The following is a 17,382-nucleotide window of genomic DNA, read 5'->3' as shown; positions in this document are numbered from 1 at the left end:
CTATGACGTCGCGTTCGGCGTCTCCGGCGGTCGTCGTCCCCACGACGGCCGTACCCGGCCACCCGGGGGGAAACTGGTTAGTCTCGTGAGGGTGAAGAGGCTCCTGCTCGTTCATCACACGCCCTCGCCGTCCGTCCAGGCGATGTTCGAGGCGGTGCGCGCGGGGGCGCGCACGGACGAGATCGAGGGCGTGGAGGTCGTCTCCCGTCCGGCGCTGACCGCCTCGGCCGTGGACGTCCTCGAGGCGGACGGCTACCTCCTCGGCTCCCCTGTGAACCTCGGTTATCTCTCCGGGGCGCTCAAGCACTTCTTCGACCAGATTTATTACCCGTGCTTGGAGGAGACAATCCGCCGGCCGTTCGGGGCCTTCCTGCACGGCAACAACGACGCCGCCGGGGCGCTGCGCGCGCTGGAGGCGATCACCACGGGGCTGAAGTGGCGGGCCGTCCAGCCGCCCGTGGTGGTGACGGGGGAGCCGGGCAAGGCCGACCTGGAGGCGTGCTGGGAGCTCGGCGCGGTCGCCGCCGCGGAGCTCGGGACCGTTTGAGTCCGCCGCTTCTCGGTAGCGTGCCCGCATGAGCGGTTTCCGTCACGTGGTGATGTTCAGGTGGGCCGAGGGCACGACGATCGGCCAGCAGGAGGAGGTCGCGGCGAGGCTGCGCGAGCTGACCGGGGTCATCCCGGAGATCGGCGGGTACAGCGTCGGCCTCGACGCGGGCGTGAACCCGGGGTCCTACGAGTTCGTCGTGGTCGCGGATTTCGCGAGCAAGGACGACTACCTGGTGTACCGCGACCATCCGAAGCACCGGGCGGTGATCGAGGAGTTCATCACGCCGATCGTCGCGGAGAGGGCCGCCATCCAGTACGAGACCTGAGCGCGCGCGGCCCGCCCCGGGCGGGGTGATGTGCGCTGTCCCACACAACGCTTACCGAGCAAGCGCTTGTGTCCGAGCACTTTTCGGGTTAGTTTCACACAACGCCCGCCGGGAACGGATCGCGCCCCGTTCCCGGCGGACGGCCTTCGCTCGCCCTCCTCCGTCCTGCGGCGGCGCCCTCATGGGAACGGTCCGATTCCTCGCGGGGCCCGAATCGTCGTACGGTTGCGCCGTCGCATCCGGGCCGGACGGGAGCCCGGGCGGACGGGGGAGCAGGCGTGATCACAGTGCTGCTGGCCGACGACCAGTCGCTGGTGCGGGCCGGGTTTCGGATGCTGCTGTCCGGCGAGGACGGCATCGAGGTCGTGGGCGAGGCCGAGGACGGCGACGCCGCGGTGGAGCTGGCCCGCCGGCTGCGGCCCGACGTCGTCCTCATGGACCTGCGGATGCCCGGCACCGACGGCCTCGCCGCCACCCGCCGGATCGCCTCCGACCCCGCCCTCGACGAGGTGCGCGTCCTCGCCCTCACCACCTACACCGACGACGAGCACATCTACCTGGCGCTGCGCGCGGGCGCGGCCGGCTTCCTCGTCAAGGACATGGAGCCCGCCGAGCTGGTGAACGCCGTCCGGGTGGTGGCGGGCGGCGAGGCGCTGCTGGCCCCGGCCGTCACGCGGGCCGTCATCGAGGGGTTCGTCGGCGGGCGGCCCGCCCCCGCGCCCGCCGCCGTCGGCCGGCTCGAGATCCTCACCGACCGGGAGCGGGAGGTGGTGCGGCTGGTCGGGCGGGGGCTGTCCAACGCGGAGATCGCGAACGCCCTCGCGGTCAGCCCCCTCACCGCCAAGACGCACGTCAGCCGGGCCATGAGCAAGCTCGGGGTGCGCGACCGGGCCCGGCTGGTGGTGCTCGCCTACGAGTCGGGGCTGGTCACCCCCGGGTCCGCGAGTTCATGATCTCGTCGCGGAGCCGCTGCGGGGTGGGGGCCTCCAGCAGCCGCGGGCCGTCCCGCAGCGGGACCATGGCCCACCAGGACCCGGTCGCCTCGCCGAACCACACGCGCACCCCGGGGAACTGCTCTTGCAGGCCGCGCGCCGTGGCGGCGCGGATGGCCGCGGGCGTGGGCTCGTCCCGGCCGGCGCCCTGTGGAGCCGTCATGCCGCCCTCCCCCCGATGATCCCCTCAGTAACAGCGTCCCCACGGGCCAAAGCGTCACCCCTACTCGGCAAATTGTGACTAAGCACACTATGGAGGTTCGGCGGGCCCAACGGTGGGATACCGCGCCGGATGTACTCCGGCGGAAGTAGCGGACCCCGCGGAAGCCGCCGCCCGCCCGACGACGCGGGCCGGGTGCGGGAGCCACGATTTCGGGAACGACGTGTTCTCTACCCGCGGGCTCCCGCGAAGGTGGTTCCCATGAAACTGGCCAGGCTCGCCCGGGTCTGCTACCGAAGGCGCCGGCTCGTCGTCGTCGCCTGGATCGTCGGCGCCCTCGCCGTCCTCGTCCTCGGCTACGGCTTCGCCGCCAAGCCGCTCAACGACTTCACCGGAGGCTCCTCCCAGTCCGCGACCGCCAAGAAGCTGCTCGACGAGCACTTCCCCAAGCGCAGCGGCGACACGATCACGCTCGCCGTCCGCGCGGACGCCGGAGTGCGCTCGGCCGACGCCAAGGCCCGCGTCACCCGGGCGATCGACCGGCTCGCCAAGACGCCGCACGTCGCCTCCGTGACCTCGCCCTACGACGTCCCCGGCCAGATCTCCAAGGACGGCCGGACCGCGTTCGCCACCGCGAACCTCGACGTCCCCACCGACGACGTGCCGGCCTCCGACGTCACCAAGCTCATCAAGGACGTCCGCAGCGACTCCGGGCCCGTCCGGATCGAGCTCGGCGGCGCCGCGATCGACAACGCCGAGACCGCCGGCGGCGGGTCCTCGGAGGGGATCGGCGTGCTCGCCGCCGTCGTCATCCTGCTGATCGCGTTCGGGTCGGTGCTGGCGATGGGGCTGCCGATCGTGACCGCGCTGTTCGGCATCGGCTCCGGCCTCGGGCTCATCGCGCTGATCGCGCACCTGCTGCCCGCGCCGTCGTTCGGGCCGATCGTCGCCGCCCTCATCGGCATCGGCGTCGGCATCGACTACGCGCTGTTCATCGTCACCCGCTACCGGGAGGAACTGGCCGGCGGGCGGGAACCCGAGGAGGCGACCGTCACCGCCATCACCACCGCCGGGCGCGCCGTGCTGTTCGCCGGCAGCACCGTCGTGATCGCCCTCATGGGGCTGTTCGTCATGCAGCAGAAGCTGTTCGACGCGGTCGCCGTCGCCGCCGGGCTGGCCGTCCTGATGACGATGCTCGCCGCCGTCACGCTGCTGCCCGCGCTGCTCGGCTTCACCGGGCGCGCCATCGACCGGCTGCGCGTGCCGGGCCTCGGCCGGGCCCGCCGGCCGCTCGCCGAACGCTGGGCCCGGGTCGTCCAGCGGCACCCCGTCGTCACCGGGCTGTGCGCCGCCGCGCTGCTGCTCGTGCTCGCGGTGCCGGCGCTGTCGATGCGGCTCAGCCTGCCCGACTCCAGCACCCAGCCGCACGACACCAGCGGCTACGCCGCGAACCAGATCATGGCCGAGGGCTTCGGGCCCGGCACCGCCGCGCCGCTGGTCGTCGTCACCCGCGGCGGGGACCCGGCGCCGGTCGCCGCGGCCGTCGGCGCCGCGAAGGGCGTCGCCGCCGTCCAGCCGCCGCGCACCAGCCCCGACGGCGCCGTCTCGGTGATCATGGCGTTCCCGACCACCGGCGCGCAGGACGAGGCCACCCCGCGGCTCGTGCACCGGCTCCGCCACGACGTGCTGCCGCGCGTCACCGAGGGGCGGGGCGTGCGGGCCTACGTCGGCGGCCAGAACGCGGCGTCCATCGACTTCGCCGACGACGTCCAGACCCGGCTGCCGTGGCTCATCGCGGTCGTCGTCGGGCTGTCGCTGCTGCTGCTCGTCGCGCTCGTCCGCTCGCTGACCGTCGCGCTGCAGGCCGCGCTGATGAACCTGCTGTCGATCGCCGCCGCCTACGGCGTGCTGACCGCCGTCGTCCAGTGGGGCTGGGCGGGCACGGTGCTCGGCTTCCCCACCTCGATGCCGGTCACCACCTGGGTGCCGCTGATGATGTTCCCGATCCTGTTCGGGCTGTCCATGGACTACGAGGTGTTCCTCGTGTCGCGGATCCGCGAGTCGCACGAGGCGGGCGTCCCGACCCGGGAGGCCGTCGCGCGGGGCCTCACCGGCACCGCGCGCGTCATCACCGCCGCCGCGGCGATCATGGTGATGGTGTTCCTGTCGGTGCTGCTCGGCGCGAACATCGCGGTCAAGCAGATCGGCCTCGGCCTCGGCGTCGCGATCCTGATCGACGCGACCGTCGTGCGGATGGTGCTCGTCCCGGCCCTGATGGAGCTGTTCGGCGAGAAGAACTGGTGGCTGCCCGGGCCGATCGCGCGGCTGCTGCCGCGCCGCCGCCCCGAGGCCGCCGCGCGGCGCCCGGGCGTGCCGGTCCGGGGATAGCGGGCCCGCGGGCCCTAGTGGGTGTTGATCCCGTCGAACATGACCTTGATGTAGTGCTCGCCGAGGCTCTGGGAGTCGAGCCGCCCGCCGGGCTTGAACCAGCGGACGGCCACCCAGATGGTGTCGCGGATCATCCGGTAGGTCAGGTGCGGGTCGAGGTCCTCGCGGAACAGGCCCTGCTCCTGGCCCGCCGCGATGGTCTCGACCCACATCTTCTCCACCTCGTCCTCGGACTTGGTGAGGTAGGCGAAGCGGTCCATGCCCTGGAGGTAGTTCCAGTCGTTCTGCATGACCGTGATCGCGGCGCGGTGCGGCTCGAGGCTGTTGAACGCGATCCGGACGAGCCCGGCGATCGTCTCCCGCGGGTCGCGGCCCGCCTCGATCTCGGCCCGGTAGGCGGCCATGATCTCGTCGAAGAAGCCGGTCAGGATCTCGTCCACGATCGACTCCTTGGAGTCGAAGTGGTGGTAGAGGCTGCCGGACAGGATGCCGGCCTCGTCGGCGATGTTGCGGACCGTGGTGGCCTGGAAGCCCTTCTCCGCGAACAGGTCCGCGGCCAGCCTGACCAGGTGCTCGCGGCGCTCCGACGCCAGGGCCGGCGAGCCCTTGCCGCGGCGGCGCGCGCCGCCCTCGCCGGCGGCCCGGGGCCTCGCCCGCCCGGAATTCGCGCTCGTGGTCGTCACCCTCTCATTATGCCGTGTGCGCGCCCAACCGCTTGCTCAGTCGGCGCGTCAACGGCAGTTTACGGTCTGCACAAGCGCTTGTTCCATCACCCGGGGCGCCGGTCTCGCGACGCCCCGCGACGGCGCCGCCCGGCCGCCCCGCCCCGCGACGGCGGCACCGTCCCGCCCCGCATACCCTCGGACCATGCCCGATGTGATCGTCTTCGACCTGTTCGGCGTCATCGCCCGCACCCAGACCCCCGAGGCCGTGCGGGAGATCGAGGAGATCGCCGGCGTCTCCGGCGCCCCGTTCTGGGACGCGTACTGGGCGCTGCGCCCCGGCTACGACGCGGGCCAGGACAGCGCCGCGTACTGGGCGGACGTCGCCGCCGCCCTCGGCACCGAGTTCCCGGACGTGCCCGCGCTCATCGACGCCGACCTGCGCAGCTGGACGAACGTCGACGAGCGCATGGTCGCCCTCGTCCACGAGCTGGCCGACGGCGGCCGCACGCTGGGCCTGCTCTCCAACATCATCGCCGACCTCGTGCCCCGCTTCGAGGCGCGGCACGAGGGCTGGCTGTCCCGGTTCGACGCGCTCACCTACTCGTGCGCCATCGGCGTCGCCAAGCCGGACCCGCGCGCCTACCGCATCTGCGCCGAGCGCCTCGGCGTGCGGCCCGCCGACGTCCTGTTCATCGACGACACCGAGCGCAACGTCCTCGCCGCCCGCGAGACCGGCATGGCCGCCGAGGTCTTCGCCGGCCCCGACCAGGTCCGCGCCCTGCTCGCCGGCTAGACCCGCCCGCGGGCTGGACCTGCTTCCGGGCTAAAGGAGCACGACGAGCTTGCCGGTCGCCTCGTCGGCCTCCATGTACCGGTGCGCGCCGGCGATCTCGTCCAGCGCGAAGACCCGGTCGATGTTCGGCCGGAACCGGCCGCTCTCCACCCCGTCGACGAGCCGCTGCAGCGTCCCGGCGCCCGCCGCGCCCTGGAGGTCGTCGCTGTGGAACACGGTGAGGCGCGTCCCGCTGCGCATCGCCTGCATCGGCTCGAACTCGCGGAGCACCCACTCGCCGCTCAGGATGCCCGTCATGCACACCGTCCCGCCCTTGCGGACGAGCCCGAGCGAGTCGGCGAGCGTCGCCGCGCCGACGAGTTCGAGCACGTGGTCGGGGCCGTCCGGGACGATCGCCCGGACCCCGTCCGCGATGCCGCCCTCGTCGACCACGACATGGTCGGCGCCCGCCGCCTCCAGCGCCTTCACCTTCCCAGGGTTGCGCGTCGTTGCGATCGTCCGCAGGCCGAGGCCCTTGGCGAGCGACAGCGCCGCCATCCCGACCGACGACGTCCCGCCGCGCACGAGCAGCGTCCCGGTGCCGGCGCGCAGCGCGTCCAGCGACCCCTGCGCGGTCAGGTACGTCTCGGGCAGCGCGCCGAAGACCTCCCAGTCCAGCCCGGTCGTGACGGGGATCAGCAGGTCGTCCGGCAGCAGCGCGTACTCGGCGTAGCCGCCGTCGAACGCGCGCCCCATCTCGCCCATGACCGCGGCGACCCGCGTCCCCGGCGCGAGCGCGCCGCCGGCGGCGACCTCACCGACGCACTCGATCCCGAGCACCCGCGGGAACCGCACGCCGGGGGAGTGGCCCTGCCGGGTGAACATCTCCGACCGGTTCAGCCCGAACGCCCTGACCCTGACCAGCGTCCACCCGGGCCGCGGCTCCGGAACCGGCACCTCGCGCACCCGCAGCACGTCCGGCGGCCCCGGCCGCTCCGCGACCGCCGCCCGCATCATCCTCGAAGTCACGGCAGAGACAACTACCCGCCCCCCGGAGATCATCCCGGCCGGCCGGGCATGAGACGACCCATTTCGGGCACTGGTCAACGCAAAGCAAATGGACGTAGTGTCCAATAGGCGGGGGGGCGCGGGGAGGATCACCAGGGGGTGACGGGATGCGCGCTTCTCGGGCGCGGCACCACGTGCCGGTGCGGGCGGCCGTGCAGCGCTGGCGGGTGCTGCTCGACCTGTGGCTCATCGCGCGGCCGGCGATCTGGCTCGTCTCGCTCGTGCCGTTCTACGTCGGGCACCTGCTGGCGACGCGGTGGCTGATCGCCGGGCAGGACGCGTGCGTCCCGATGAGCGGCGGATGCCTGCGGGCGGTCACGCCCGTGCTGACCGGGCTGGTCGTCTGGGGGCCGCTGGTCTGGCTGGCGGTGCTCGCCATCAACGACGCCTTCGACCTCGACGGCGACCTGAAGAACCCCCGCAAGGACGACGCGCCGCTGGTCGGCGGGCGGCTGAGCGTGGGCGGCGCGCTCGCCGCCGCGCACGTCACCGCGGCGGCGGCACTGCTGGTCGCGCTGACCGTGCGTCCGGCGTTCGCGCTGGTCACCCTCGGGTTCCTGGTGCTGGGCTGGCTGTACAGCGTGCCGCCGGTCCGGTTGAAGGACCGGCCGGGGTTCGACGTCGCGACCAACGCGGTCGGCGTCGGCGGGTTCGCGCTGCTGGCCGGATGGACGGTCGTCCGGCCCATCGAGGGCTTTCCGTGGGTGATGGCCGTCGAGGGCGTCCTGGTCGCGACCGCGCTGTACGTTCCGACGACCGTCACCGACTACAAGGCCGACCTCGCCAGCGGGTACCGGACCATCGCCGTACGGCTCGGCCCGCGCGGCGCGTACCGGATCGGCCTCGCCGCGTGGACGGCGTCGTGCGCGATCGCGGTGACGCTCGCCGCGACCGGGCACGTGTTCCCGCACCGGACGCTGTGGACGCAGGCCGTGTCCGCGCCGGTGCTGGTCTGGGTGTACCACCGCTACCTCGGCCGGGCGCGCGAACCGGGCGAGGTGCTGCACGGCATCATCGTCGCGAGCTGGGTGTTCCTCGTCCCGTACCTGCTGTTCGCGCTGATGTACGCGCGGGTCATTTAGGGGGCGGGAGCTCGCCGCCCGCTTCGGCGGCCTTCGCGAGCCGCTCGCGCAGCGTCCGGACGAGCGCGTCGCCCTGCTCGGTGAGCCGCTCGATCGCGGGCAGCGCCAGGTCGTCGCGGACGGTGTCGGCGAGCAGCTCGTCGTACTCGTGCGCCTTCGCCGCCAGGGACTCCAGGTGGCGGTGCGCGGCGAGGGCCTCGTCGGCGGCGCGGGCGCGCTCGGCGTACCGTTCGAGGGCCTCGATCCGGCGCGTCACCGCCTCGACGGAGATGTCGAGCTTCTCGCGGAGCGGCCGCAGCGCCGCCTCCACCTCGGGCAGCGGCGCCGCCTCCGTCATCTCCTCCTGCTCCCGGCGCAGCTTCGACTGCCGCGCCAGGACCTGCGCTATCTCCCACTCCTGCCGGGGCAGCGTGACCGCGTTGTCGACGGCGTCGAGCAGCCCCTCCCGGTTCACCTGCGAGTCGCGGACGGCGTCGACCGCGGCCTGCACGCGGGCCAGCAGCGCGCGGCCCGGCTCGTCGAAGTCCTCGGGGGTGAGGTAGCGGTGCCGGCGGCGCTCCAGCTCGCGCGCGCGCCGCAGGTCCAGCGAGACCGACGGGGTGCCGAGCGCGACCAGCACCGCGAGCATGCCGAGCCCGATCAGCCACAGCGAGCCGAGCAGCGGCGAGCCGAGCAGGCCGAGGCCGAGGACGGTCAGCGGCGCCAGCCACAGCAGCGGACGGCGGCGCGCGACGAGCGTGTCGAGCTCGGCGCGCAGCGCGGGATCGGCGACCGGGCGCGGCTCGGCGGCCGGGCCGTCCCCGGCGCGGCGCGGCGGCGCGATCCGCCGCCAGTACGCGCCGACATGGGTCTCGAACGCGAAGTCGGACGGCTCGATCTCGACCTCGGTGGCACCGGCCGGCAGCGGCCACATGCCGACCGGGTCGCCGCCGCCGGGACCGGTGAAGCGGACCCACCAGCCGCCGCCCGCGTCGTCGCACCGGTACCGCCCCGGGGCGACGTCGATGCCGACGAAGAACGTACCGACTCCGGGGATGGACTCGTTCCACGCGCCACTGGTCACCGGCGACCTCCGACCCGACCTCTCGCCGTGCCCCTCGCCCCCCTCCGGCGAGGGCCGTCCCACCGTGCTGCGCCCGCATCAGGACTGACGTCCGGGAGACGGCAACAGTTGCATTACCCACATCGTCCGCGGGAAAGCCGCGTCATGGACATCGGAACCGGTTTGGAATACTCCATGCGTGCGACCCGATCACGACCCTCTTGACGACCCGCCCTGGGCGATGCAACTGGTGGTACGCGCGGAGAAGGCCGATCCGCCCACCCACGGCGCGGTCTGCGAGGCCGCGGCGACCGCCGTCGTCCGGCTGCTCACCGACCCGCGCGCCACCGAACCCGATGGGGAGTGGCGGGAGGCGGTGCACGAGTGGGAGTCGCGGCGGATCCGGAAGGTGACGCGGCGCGCGCGCGGCGTCCGCTGGCCGGAGGCACAGGCGCTGCCGGGCGTGACGGTCGAGCACGCGGGCGCGCAGGTGCGGGCGTTCCCGCCGGGCCCGGTCGCCGACGTCCCGCCGCAGCTGGCGAAACTCCAGGTCGCCGGGCTCGACCTCGCCGACGCTGAGGAACCGGCGCCGCCGCCCGCGCCGCCCTACGCCGCGCTCGCCCTGAACCCGGACGTGACGATGACGACCGGCAAGGCGGCGGCGCAGAGCGGGCACGCCGCGCAGCTGCTGCTGCGGCAGGGGCGGCGCAAGGACGTCGCGGCGTGGGTCGAGGCGGGCGCGCCCGTTCACCTCGTCCGGGACGTGGCGTGGTCGCGGTGCGTCAAGGAGGCGGCCGTCGCGGTCCGGGACGGCGGCTTCACCGAGGTGCCGCCGGGGACCATGACGGCCATCGCCTGGATCGTTCGCTGACGCCCTGACGCGCCCGTGTCGTCCGGGCGCTCCCGTATCGTCCGGGCGCGCCGGTCGTGTCCGGGCGCGCCGGGGCGCGCGCGGTTCAGCGGTGCGGCAGCCGGTTGAGCGCGGCGAGCGCGAACTCCTGCGTCCGGGTGAGCCGCCGAGGCTCGCCGTCCGCGCCGGGCTCGCCGCCGCCGCTGCCCTCGCCGCCCGGCCCGGACGCGGCGGACGCGCGGACCGCCGCACCGCTGCCGACCTGCGCCTTCGCGCCGAGCCCGTACGAGACGAACAGCAGCACCACGAAGCCCGCGAGGTAGAGCAGGTGCTCCAGGAGCCCGCCCCACCGGCCGTCGAACACGTCCAGGACGGCGAACACAGCGAACCCCGCCATCCAGCCGGCCAGCGCCGGGACGAACCACACGTCGCGTCGCCGGACGATCCCCGCGGCCGCGACCGCGAGGAGGACGGCCTCGGCCGCCTTCACCGCCACCAGCAGCGTGCCGGCGTTCCCCGAGCCGAAGTAGTCGGCGAGCTCCTTGCGCCGGTCGTCCCACAGCAGCGCCGCGCCGACCAGGCTCGTCACCCCGTACGCCAGGAGGAACACGCCGACCGCGTTGTGCATCCGGTGCCAGGTGCTCGCCGCCGGCGGGGGCGGCGTGGCGCCCTCCGCCGGGCGCCGCTCGGGCAGCCGCTGGTCGGGCCGGGTCCACTCCGGATTCGCGCCCGCGCTCGCCATCGCCATACGCCCCAACTTCCCCCTTCGAGTGCTATGCGCAAGATATCCCGGATGCCGTCCGCGGCCCCGGGGCGCCGCGCCCTTTGCGACGCTCGCGGCGCCGCCGGAGTTCGCGGCGCACCGCCACCGACCGGCCCGAAGTGCTTGCACCCGGGCCGGGGAAGGGGAAGGGTGAGACCTCGTCGGGCCGCGCGGAGTCCATGGGGAAGACAAGGATGACGCCTGACGATACGGGAACCGCCGCGCCCGCTCGGACGCGGATCGAATATCTGGAAGAGCTGGGCGACGAGCTGGTCCAGCGCGGGCTGCGGGTGCGCCTCACGCTGCCCCGCGGCCAGTCGCCCAGCCTGCACGTGATGAATCCGGACGCCTCCGCCCTGACGGAGAACATCCTCGCGGAGCGGGGCGCCGACGGATGGTGGTACTGGTGGTCGTGGGCGGAGCGCATCGCTCCCGCCGACGACGTCGCCGCCGCGGCCGACCGGGTCGCGCTGGTCCTTGCGGTCCACTGACCCGCCCGCCGGGCGGGTCCATCGCAGCACGACGGCACCGTGATCATGCGGCGGTGCTCCCGGCGCGCCGGGGCCGCGACCGCGTGATCACGGCCTTCGCCGCGCCCGCCCGGCCCATGCCCGCGCGCCGCTCGCCGTGCCCGCCCGGTCCATGCTCGCCCGCCGCTCGCCGTGCCCGCCCGGTCCATGCTCGCCCGCCGCTCGCCGTGCCCGCCCGGTCCATGCCCGCGCGCTGCGCTCGCCGCGCCGTCCTCTCGCCTGCCCGCACCGTTGCCGGGACGGCTCCCGGCAGCGCCGCGCCGCGGGTTGACCGCGGGTCGGGGTGAATGTTGACGCGCCGAACATATGCGCCGCCGGGCCCCGGACGGCCCTGACCTCCGCGTCCGCCGCCCTGATCGCCGCCGCCCCCCGTTTCCCCCGTGTTGATCTCGCGTTACGGGATTGTTACTGCCCACAACAAATTAGCCGGGTCGCAGGACTGGCGTACCGGACGAGCCGGACATAAGTTGCGGGACACAACATTCACGCCGGTGGATGTGCGACCAAAGCTCACCGGCGCTGCGAACCCCCGGCCGCGCCATGCGGCCACCCCCAAGAAAGGACCCGGGCAATGCGCAAGGGGATCCTCAGCTTCATGGCCCTCTCGGCGGCCGCGGCGCTCACCCTGTCCGCGTGCGGGGACGACAACGGCGGCGGCGACAAGGGCTCAGGCTCCGGCTCCGGCGCGGTGAAGGGCAAGGTCGGCGTGATCCTGCCCGACACCACCTCGTCCGTGCGATACGAGAGCTTCGACCGGCCCTACCTCGAGCAGGCCTTCAAGACCGCCGGCGTCCAGTACGACATCCAGAACGCCGAAGGCTCGACCCAGCGGTTCCAGACGATCGCCGACCAGATGATCACCAGCGGCGTCACCGTGCTGATCGTCGACGGCATCGACTCCAACTCCGCCGGCGCCGTCCAGCGCAAGGCGCAGTCCCAGGGCGTCAAGACGATCGACTACGACCGGCTCACCCTCGGCGGCGTCTCCGACTACTACGTCTCCTTCGACAACGTGAAGGTCGGCGAGGAGCTCGGCAAGGGCCTGCAGAAGTGCCTCGGTGACAAGGCGTCCAACATCGCCTACCTGAACGGCTCGCCGACCGACAACAACGCGACGCTGTTCGCCAAGGGCGCGCACAACATCCTCGACCAGGTGTCGAACTACAAGAAGGTCGCCGAGCAGGCCGTCCCGGACTGGAAGCCGGACAAGGCCGCGACGATCTTCGAGCAGATGTACACCGAGCAGCACGGCAAGATCGACGGCGTGCTGGCCGCCAACGACGGCCTCGGCAACGCCGCGATCTCCATCCTGAAGAAGAACCAGCAGGCCGGCAAGGTCGCGGTCACCGGCCAGGACGCCACCCTCCAGGGGCTGCAGAACATCCTGGACGGCACCCAGTGCATGACCGTGTACAAGCCCGTCAAGCAGGAGGCCGACGCGGTCGCCAAGCTCGCCGTCGCCCTCATCAAGGGCCAGAAGGGCGAGACGAACGGCACCACGAACGACCCGCAGGGCAAGCGCGACGTCCCCTCGGTGCTGCTGAACCCGATCGGCATCTTCAAGGACAACGTCAAGCAGGTCACCGACGACCAGTTCGTCAAGGCCGCCGACCTCTGCAAGGGCGCGTACGCGGCCAAGTGCAAGACCGCCGGCATCCAGTGACCTCACGCTGATCCCGACGAAACCGCCCGGGGGAGCGGGGGGTCGCACCCCCGGGCGGCCCTGACCCTCGTGGCGGGCCCCACCCGCTGAGGACGCCCCGGGAGCCCGGAACCCCGGGTCGTCCAGGGGCCCGCCACGGGCCCGCGCCAACCCCCGGAAGCACACGGGCCCGCGCTACCCCTGGAAGGAATCACGTGGCAGAAAACGGAGACCCCGTCCTCCGCCTGACCGGGCTCAACAAGAGCTTCGGCGCCGTCCATGTGCTGCACGACGTGGACTTCGCCGTGCGGCTGGGCGAGGTGATGGCACTCGTCGGCGACAACGGCGCGGGCAAGTCCACGCTCATCAAGTGCATCGCCGGGATCTACCCGATCGACTCGGGGACGATCGAGTTCGACGGCCGCGAGGTGACCGTCGACGGGCCGCGCGCTGCGGCCGACCTCGGCATCGAGGTCGTCTACCAGGACCTCGCCCTCGCCGACAACCTCGACATCGTGCAGAACATGTTCCTCGGCCGCGAGCGCCGCCGGGGCATCGTGCTGGACGAGGCGTCCATGGAGGAGGCGGCCCGGCAGACCCTCGCCCGGCTGTCGGTCCGCACCGTCAAGTCGGTGCGCCAGCAGGTCGCGAGCCTGTCCGGCGGGCAGCGGCAGACCGTCGCGATCGCCAAGGCCGCGCTCTGGGAGTCCAAGGTCGTCATCCTGGACGAGCCGACCGCCGCGCTCGGCGTCGCGCAGACCCGGCAGGTGCTCGACCTCGTCCGGCGGCTCGCCGACACCGGGCACGCCGTCGTGCTCATCTCGCACAACATGAACGACGTGTTCGAGGTGGCCGACCGCATCACCGCGCTCTACCTTGGCCGGGTCGCCGCGGACGTGGCCCGCTCCGAGGTCACCCACGGCCAGGTCGTGGAGCTCATCACCGCCGGCCGTTCCGGTGATCTCGGCCTCGCGCCGCAGACCGCCGCCGAGAGCATCTGAAAGGGGGACCGAGGTGTCCACCGAACTCCCCGAGGGCAAGGAGGCCGCCGTGAAGCTGGCGGACTCGGACTTCGCCGCCGACCGGCGCGAGCACGACGTGCGCTCGGCGCTGCTGGACTACTGGGGCCGCATCCGGGCCGGTGAGCTGGGCGCGCTGCCCGCCATCCTCGGCCTGGCCGGGCTCATCCTGCTGTTCTTCGCGCTGCGGCCCAACACCTTCCTCAGCAACCAGAACATCGCGAACCTGTTCACCCAGGCGCTGCCCATCGTGATCCTCGCGATGGGCCTGGTCTTCGTCCTGCTGCTGGGCGAGATCGACCTGTCCGCCGGTGTGGCGAGCGGCGTCTGCGCCGCCGTGATGGCCAAGCTGATCGCCGACAGCGGCCAGCCCTGGTACGTCGCGGTGATCTCCGCGCTGGCGGTCGGCGTCGTCATCGGCACCGCGATCGGCTGGCTGGTCGCGGTCATCCGCATCCCGTCGTTCGTCGTGTCGCTGGCGTTCTTCCTCGGCATCCAGGGCATCACGCTGAAGCTGATCGGCGACGGCGGCACGGTGCCCGTCCGCGACGACTTCATCGTGGCGCTCGCCAACAAGAACATGCCGGTCTGGCTCGGCTGGACGCTCGCCGCGGTCTGCGCGGCCGGCTACGCGGCGACGCAGCTGCTGCGCTGGCGCCGCCAGCAGGCCCGCAACCTGCACTCCCGTCCCGTCGAGCTGGTGATCGCCCAGTCGGTCGTGGTCGCCGCGGCGCTGCTGCTCGGCACCTACCTGCTCAGCCAGGACCGCGCCGCCAGCCCGCTGATCTTCCTCGGCGGCGTGCCGTGGGGCGTCCCGCTGGTCGGCGTGCTGCTCATCGTCTGCACGTTCGTGCTCGCCCGCACCCCGTACGGCCGGCACATCTACGCGGTCGGCGGCAACGCCGAGGCGGCCCGCCGCGCCGGCATCAACGTCACCCGGATCCGGATCTCGGTGTTCATCATCGCGTCCGGGTTCGCGGCGGTCAGCGGCATCGTCGCCGCGTCCCGGCTGAACTCGGTCACCCCCGACGCCGGCGGCGGCAACACCCTGCTGTACGCGGTCGGCGCCGCGGTCATCGGCGGGACGAGCCTGTTCGGCGGGCGCGGCAAGGCCCGCGACGCGGTGCTCGGCGGCCTGGTCATCGCCATCATCGACAACGGTCTCGGGCTGCTCGGCACCAAGGCGTACCTGAGCTTCCTGATCACCGGCATCGTGCTGCTGTTCGCGGCGAGCATCGACGCCCTGGCGCGGCGCCGCCGCTCCAACACCGGCCGGTGACCCCGTGCCGGCCCAGCCCCTGAAGGCCGGGACCCCGTGAACGCGGGAGACGCCTGGGAGCCGGCGGCGCGCGCCTCCGGCCCCCAGGCCCTGCCGTACGGGCCCGCGGCGCCGTCCGGCCCGGCCGACCCGCCGTTCCCGGGCGGCGCCGCGCGCGTTTCCCGGCCCGCGAACGCGGCTGATACGCTCACTGCCCACGACCGATCGGCGCGCGGCGACGCGGCACGGTGGGAGCCCCTCGGCATGGCAGTGACGCCCGTCCTCGACCTGCGCGGCATCGACAAGAGCTTCGGCTCCGTCAAGGTCCTGCACGACATCGCCTTCTCGGCGTACCCGGGCGAGGTCACCGCCCTCGTCGGCGACAACGGCGCCGGCAAGACCACGCTGGTCAAGTGCATCGGCGGCATCCACCCCCCGGACGCGGGCGAGTACCGCTTCGAGGGCCGCGCGGTGCGGCTCGGCAGCCCGCGCGACGCCGCCGCCCTCGGCATCGAGGTCGTCCACCAGGACCTCGCCCTCTGCGAGAACCTCGACATCGTCCAGAACCTGTTCCTCGGCCGCGAGCGGCGGCGCGGCATCGCGCTCGACGAGTCCGGGATGGAGGAGCTGGCCCGCCGGACGCTGTCCGGCCTGTCCGTCCGGACCATGGGCTCGGTGCGGCAGAAGATCTCCACGCTGTCGGGCGGGCAGCGGCAGACCGTCGCGATCGCCCGCGCCGTGCTGTGGGACAGCAAGCTCGTCGTGCTGGACGAGCCCGCCGCGGCGCTCGGCGTCGCGCAGACCCAGCAGGTGCTGGAGATCGTCCGGCGGCTCGCCGACAAGGGCCTCGCCGTCGTGCTCATCTCGCACAACATGAACGACGTGTTCGCGGTCTCCGACCGGATCGCCGCGCTGTACCTCGGCCGGATGGTGGCGCAGGTGCGCACCGCCGACGTCACCCACCGGCAGGTCGTCGAGCTGATCACCTCCGGCGTCAGCGGCGACCTGGGGCTGCGGCGATGATGAAGGCGGGCCCGTCACAGGAGGACATCCGGCGGCACAACCTCGGGACGCTGCTGCGCTTCGTGCACCTGCGCGGCCCCGCGTCCCGCGCGACGCTCGCCGAGTCCCTCGGGCTGAACCGCAGCACCATCATGGCGCTGACCTCCGACCTCACCGCCGCGGGCCTCGTCCGCGAGGAGCTGCCGCGCGGGCCGGGGCGGCGCGCCGGGCGCCCGTCCCTCGTCGTGCGGCCGGAGTCGACCCGGGTGTACGTGCTGGCGTTCGAGGTCGGCGTCGACCGGCTCGTCGTCGCCCGCGTCGGCCTCGGCGGCGTCATCCTGGACCGCCGCGAGGGCACCCGCGCCCGCGACTCCGACCCGTCCGACCTGCTCGGCATGCTCGTCGCCGGGGCCCGCTCGCTGGTCCGCAAGGCCGAGCGCGACGCGGTCTGCGTCGGCGCCGCCCTCGGCTTCCCCGGCACCGTCCGCCGCTCCGACGACATGATCATGTTCGGGCCCAACCTCGACGTCGGCGACCTGCGGCTCGGCGACGCGCTGTCGCGCCGGCTCGGCCTCGGCATCCCGGTGTCGGTGTGCAACGACGCCAACCTCGGCGCGCTCGCCGAGCACGAGCGCGGCGCCGGGGTGAACTGCGACAACCTCATCTACCTGCACGGCGACGTCGGCGTCGGCGGCGGCATCATCGCGCACGGCCGGCTGCTCGGCGGCGACGAGGGCTTCGGCGGCGAGATCGGCCACATGATCGTCAACCCGGGCGGGCGGCAGTGCGCCTGCGGCTCGAAGGGCTGCCTGGAGGCGGAGGTGGGGGAGCGGACGCTGCTCGCCCACGCCGGACGCGAGGAGCCGTCGGACAAGGCGGGCCGCGACGCGGTCCGCGACGTGGTGGACGCCGCCGACCGCGGCGACATCGTCGCCCGCGAGGCGCTGCACCGCGTCGGCACCTGGCTCGGCCTCGGCGTCGCCAACCTCGTCAACGTGTTCAACCCCGGCCTGGTCATCTTCGGCGGGACGCTGCGCGACATCTACCTCGGCGCCGCCGCGCAGATCCGCAGCGTCCTCGCGACCGGCGCGCTGGACGCGTCCCGCGAGAAGGTCCGGCTGCGCACCGCCGCGCTCGGCGACGACACCACCCTGGTCGGCGCCGCCGAGTTCGCCTTCGCCGAGGTGCTGTCCGACCCGCTCCAGGTCCTCGCCCGGCTCCGGAGCGTCGACGTGGCGTCGCCCTCGGCGTCGGGCCGCTAGCGCGGTTCGCTG

Annotated in this window: 18 protein-coding genes; 13 read left to right on the top strand and 5 right to left on the bottom strand. The window is 73.4% G+C overall.

Annotated features, from left to right (window positions below):
- Window positions 1-91: 91 nt before the first annotated feature.
- From AB0C78_RS31525 to AB0C78_RS31515, 3 genes are all read left to right on the top strand, one after another.
- Window positions 92-547 carry an NAD(P)H-dependent oxidoreductase gene (locus AB0C78_RS31525; protein WP_360754903.1) on the top strand — a complete coding sequence of 152 codons (456 nt, stop codon included), beginning with the start codon at window positions 92-94 and terminating at the stop codon, window positions 545-547.
- Between the two features lie 28 nt (window positions 548-575).
- The gene (locus AB0C78_RS31520; RefSeq protein ID WP_360754900.1) at window positions 576-875 is read left to right on the top strand and encodes a Dabb family protein; all 300 of its coding nucleotides are present in this window, start codon (window positions 576-578) and stop codon (window positions 873-875) included.
- A gap of 278 nt (window positions 876-1,153) precedes the next feature.
- Window positions 1,154-1,828, top strand: a complete 675-nt coding sequence (locus AB0C78_RS31515) for a response regulator transcription factor (RefSeq protein WP_151545372.1) — start codon at window positions 1,154-1,156, stop codon at window positions 1,826-1,828.
- Here AB0C78_RS31515 and AB0C78_RS31510 read toward each other — a convergent pair.
- Window positions 1,803-2,030: a hypothetical protein gene (locus AB0C78_RS31510; RefSeq protein WP_208250833.1), complete on the bottom strand. Its 228-nt coding sequence runs from the start codon at window positions 2,028-2,030 to the stop codon at window positions 1,803-1,805. The genes AB0C78_RS31515 and AB0C78_RS31510 overlap by 26 nt on opposite strands.
- Before the next feature lie 258 nt (window positions 2,031-2,288).
- Here AB0C78_RS31510 and AB0C78_RS31505 point away from each other — a divergent pair, with 258 nt between their 5' ends.
- The gene (locus tag AB0C78_RS31505; protein WP_360754897.1) at window positions 2,289-4,415 is read left to right on the top strand and encodes an MMPL family transporter; all 2,127 of its coding nucleotides are present in this window, start codon (window positions 2,289-2,291) and stop codon (window positions 4,413-4,415) included.
- A 14-nt stretch (window positions 4,416-4,429) separates the two neighbouring features.
- On the opposite strand, the gene AB0C78_RS31500 is transcribed toward AB0C78_RS31505, so the two are convergent.
- A complete protein-coding gene (locus tag AB0C78_RS31500; protein ID WP_360754894.1) occupies window positions 4,430-5,098 on the bottom strand; it encodes a TetR/AcrR family transcriptional regulator in 669 nt (222 codons plus the stop codon).
- Window positions 5,099-5,282: 184 nt separating this feature from the next.
- On the opposite strand from AB0C78_RS31500, the gene AB0C78_RS31495 reads away from it, so the two are divergent.
- Window positions 5,283-5,873: an HAD family phosphatase gene (locus AB0C78_RS31495; protein WP_360754891.1), complete on the top strand. Its 591-nt coding sequence runs from the start codon at window positions 5,283-5,285 to the stop codon at window positions 5,871-5,873.
- Window positions 5,874-5,903: 30 nt separating this feature from the next.
- Here the strand turns inward: AB0C78_RS31495 and AB0C78_RS31490 are convergent, their stop codons facing one another.
- Window positions 5,904-6,881 carry a zinc-binding dehydrogenase gene (locus tag AB0C78_RS31490; protein WP_360754888.1) on the bottom strand — a complete coding sequence of 326 codons (978 nt, stop codon included), beginning with the start codon at window positions 6,879-6,881 and terminating at the stop codon, window positions 5,904-5,906.
- Between the two features lie 146 nt (window positions 6,882-7,027).
- On the opposite strand from AB0C78_RS31490, the gene AB0C78_RS31485 reads away from it, so the two are divergent.
- Window positions 7,028-8,002: a UbiA family prenyltransferase gene (locus AB0C78_RS31485; protein WP_360754885.1), complete on the top strand. Its 975-nt coding sequence runs from the start codon at window positions 7,028-7,030 to the stop codon at window positions 8,000-8,002.
- Here the strand turns inward: AB0C78_RS31485 and AB0C78_RS31480 are convergent.
- The gene (locus AB0C78_RS31480; RefSeq protein ID WP_360754882.1) at window positions 7,995-9,065 is read right to left on the bottom strand and encodes a hypothetical protein; all 1,071 of its coding nucleotides are present in this window, start codon (window positions 9,063-9,065) and stop codon (window positions 7,995-7,997) included. The genes AB0C78_RS31485 and AB0C78_RS31480 overlap by 8 nt on opposite strands.
- A gap of 178 nt (window positions 9,066-9,243) precedes the next feature.
- Between AB0C78_RS31480 and AB0C78_RS31475 the strand changes: the two genes are divergently transcribed.
- Window positions 9,244-9,915: a hypothetical protein gene (locus tag AB0C78_RS31475; RefSeq protein WP_360754880.1), complete on the top strand. Its 672-nt coding sequence runs from the start codon at window positions 9,244-9,246 to the stop codon at window positions 9,913-9,915.
- 85 nt (window positions 9,916-10,000) lie between these two features.
- Here AB0C78_RS31475 and AB0C78_RS31470 read toward each other — a convergent pair whose 3' ends face one another.
- Entirely contained in the window at window positions 10,001-10,642 is a 642-nt protein-coding gene (locus AB0C78_RS31470) for a hypothetical protein (RefSeq protein ID WP_360754877.1), read from the bottom strand.
- A gap of 209 nt (window positions 10,643-10,851) precedes the next feature.
- On the opposite strand from AB0C78_RS31470, the gene AB0C78_RS31465 reads away from it, so the two are divergent.
- The 6 genes from AB0C78_RS31465 (at window position 10,852) to AB0C78_RS31440 (ending at window position 17,370) form a co-directional block, all read left to right on the top strand.
- Window positions 10,852-11,148 (top strand): hypothetical protein, encoded by a 297-nt coding sequence (locus AB0C78_RS31465; RefSeq protein ID WP_151546870.1) that lies wholly within the window; start codon window positions 10,852-10,854, stop codon window positions 11,146-11,148.
- Window positions 11,149-11,758: 610 nt separating this feature from the next.
- The gene (locus AB0C78_RS31460; RefSeq protein ID WP_151545268.1) at window positions 11,759-12,850 is read left to right on the top strand and encodes a substrate-binding domain-containing protein; all 1,092 of its coding nucleotides are present in this window, start codon (window positions 11,759-11,761) and stop codon (window positions 12,848-12,850) included.
- Window positions 12,851-13,044: 194 nt separating this feature from the next.
- Window positions 13,045-13,830, top strand: a complete 786-nt coding sequence (locus AB0C78_RS31455; protein WP_151545269.1) for an ATP-binding cassette domain-containing protein — start codon at window positions 13,045-13,047, stop codon at window positions 13,828-13,830.
- Between the two features lie 13 nt (window positions 13,831-13,843).
- Window positions 13,844-15,127 carry an ABC transporter permease gene (locus AB0C78_RS31450; RefSeq protein WP_360754873.1) on the top strand — a complete coding sequence of 428 codons (1,284 nt, stop codon included), beginning with the start codon at window positions 13,844-13,846 and terminating at the stop codon, window positions 15,125-15,127.
- Window positions 15,128-15,370: 243 nt separating this feature from the next.
- The gene (locus tag AB0C78_RS31445; RefSeq protein WP_360754871.1) at window positions 15,371-16,129 is read left to right on the top strand and encodes an ATP-binding cassette domain-containing protein; all 759 of its coding nucleotides are present in this window, start codon (window positions 15,371-15,373) and stop codon (window positions 16,127-16,129) included.
- Window positions 16,129-17,370: an ROK family transcriptional regulator gene (locus tag AB0C78_RS31440; protein ID WP_360754990.1), complete on the top strand. Its 1,242-nt coding sequence runs from the start codon at window positions 16,129-16,131 to the stop codon at window positions 17,368-17,370. The genes AB0C78_RS31445 and AB0C78_RS31440 overlap by 1 nt, the downstream gene beginning before the upstream one ends.
- The last annotated feature ends 12 nt before the right edge of the window (window positions 17,371-17,382 follow it).

It is taken from the genome of Actinomadura sp. NPDC048394 (assembly GCF_040651755.1).
GTDB classification, from domain to species: Bacteria; Actinomycetota; Actinomycetes; order Streptosporangiales; family Streptosporangiaceae; genus Spirillospora; species Spirillospora montaniterrae.
Note: the sequence above shows the minus strand (reverse complement) of the source record. Positions and strands in the feature narration are given on the sequence as shown.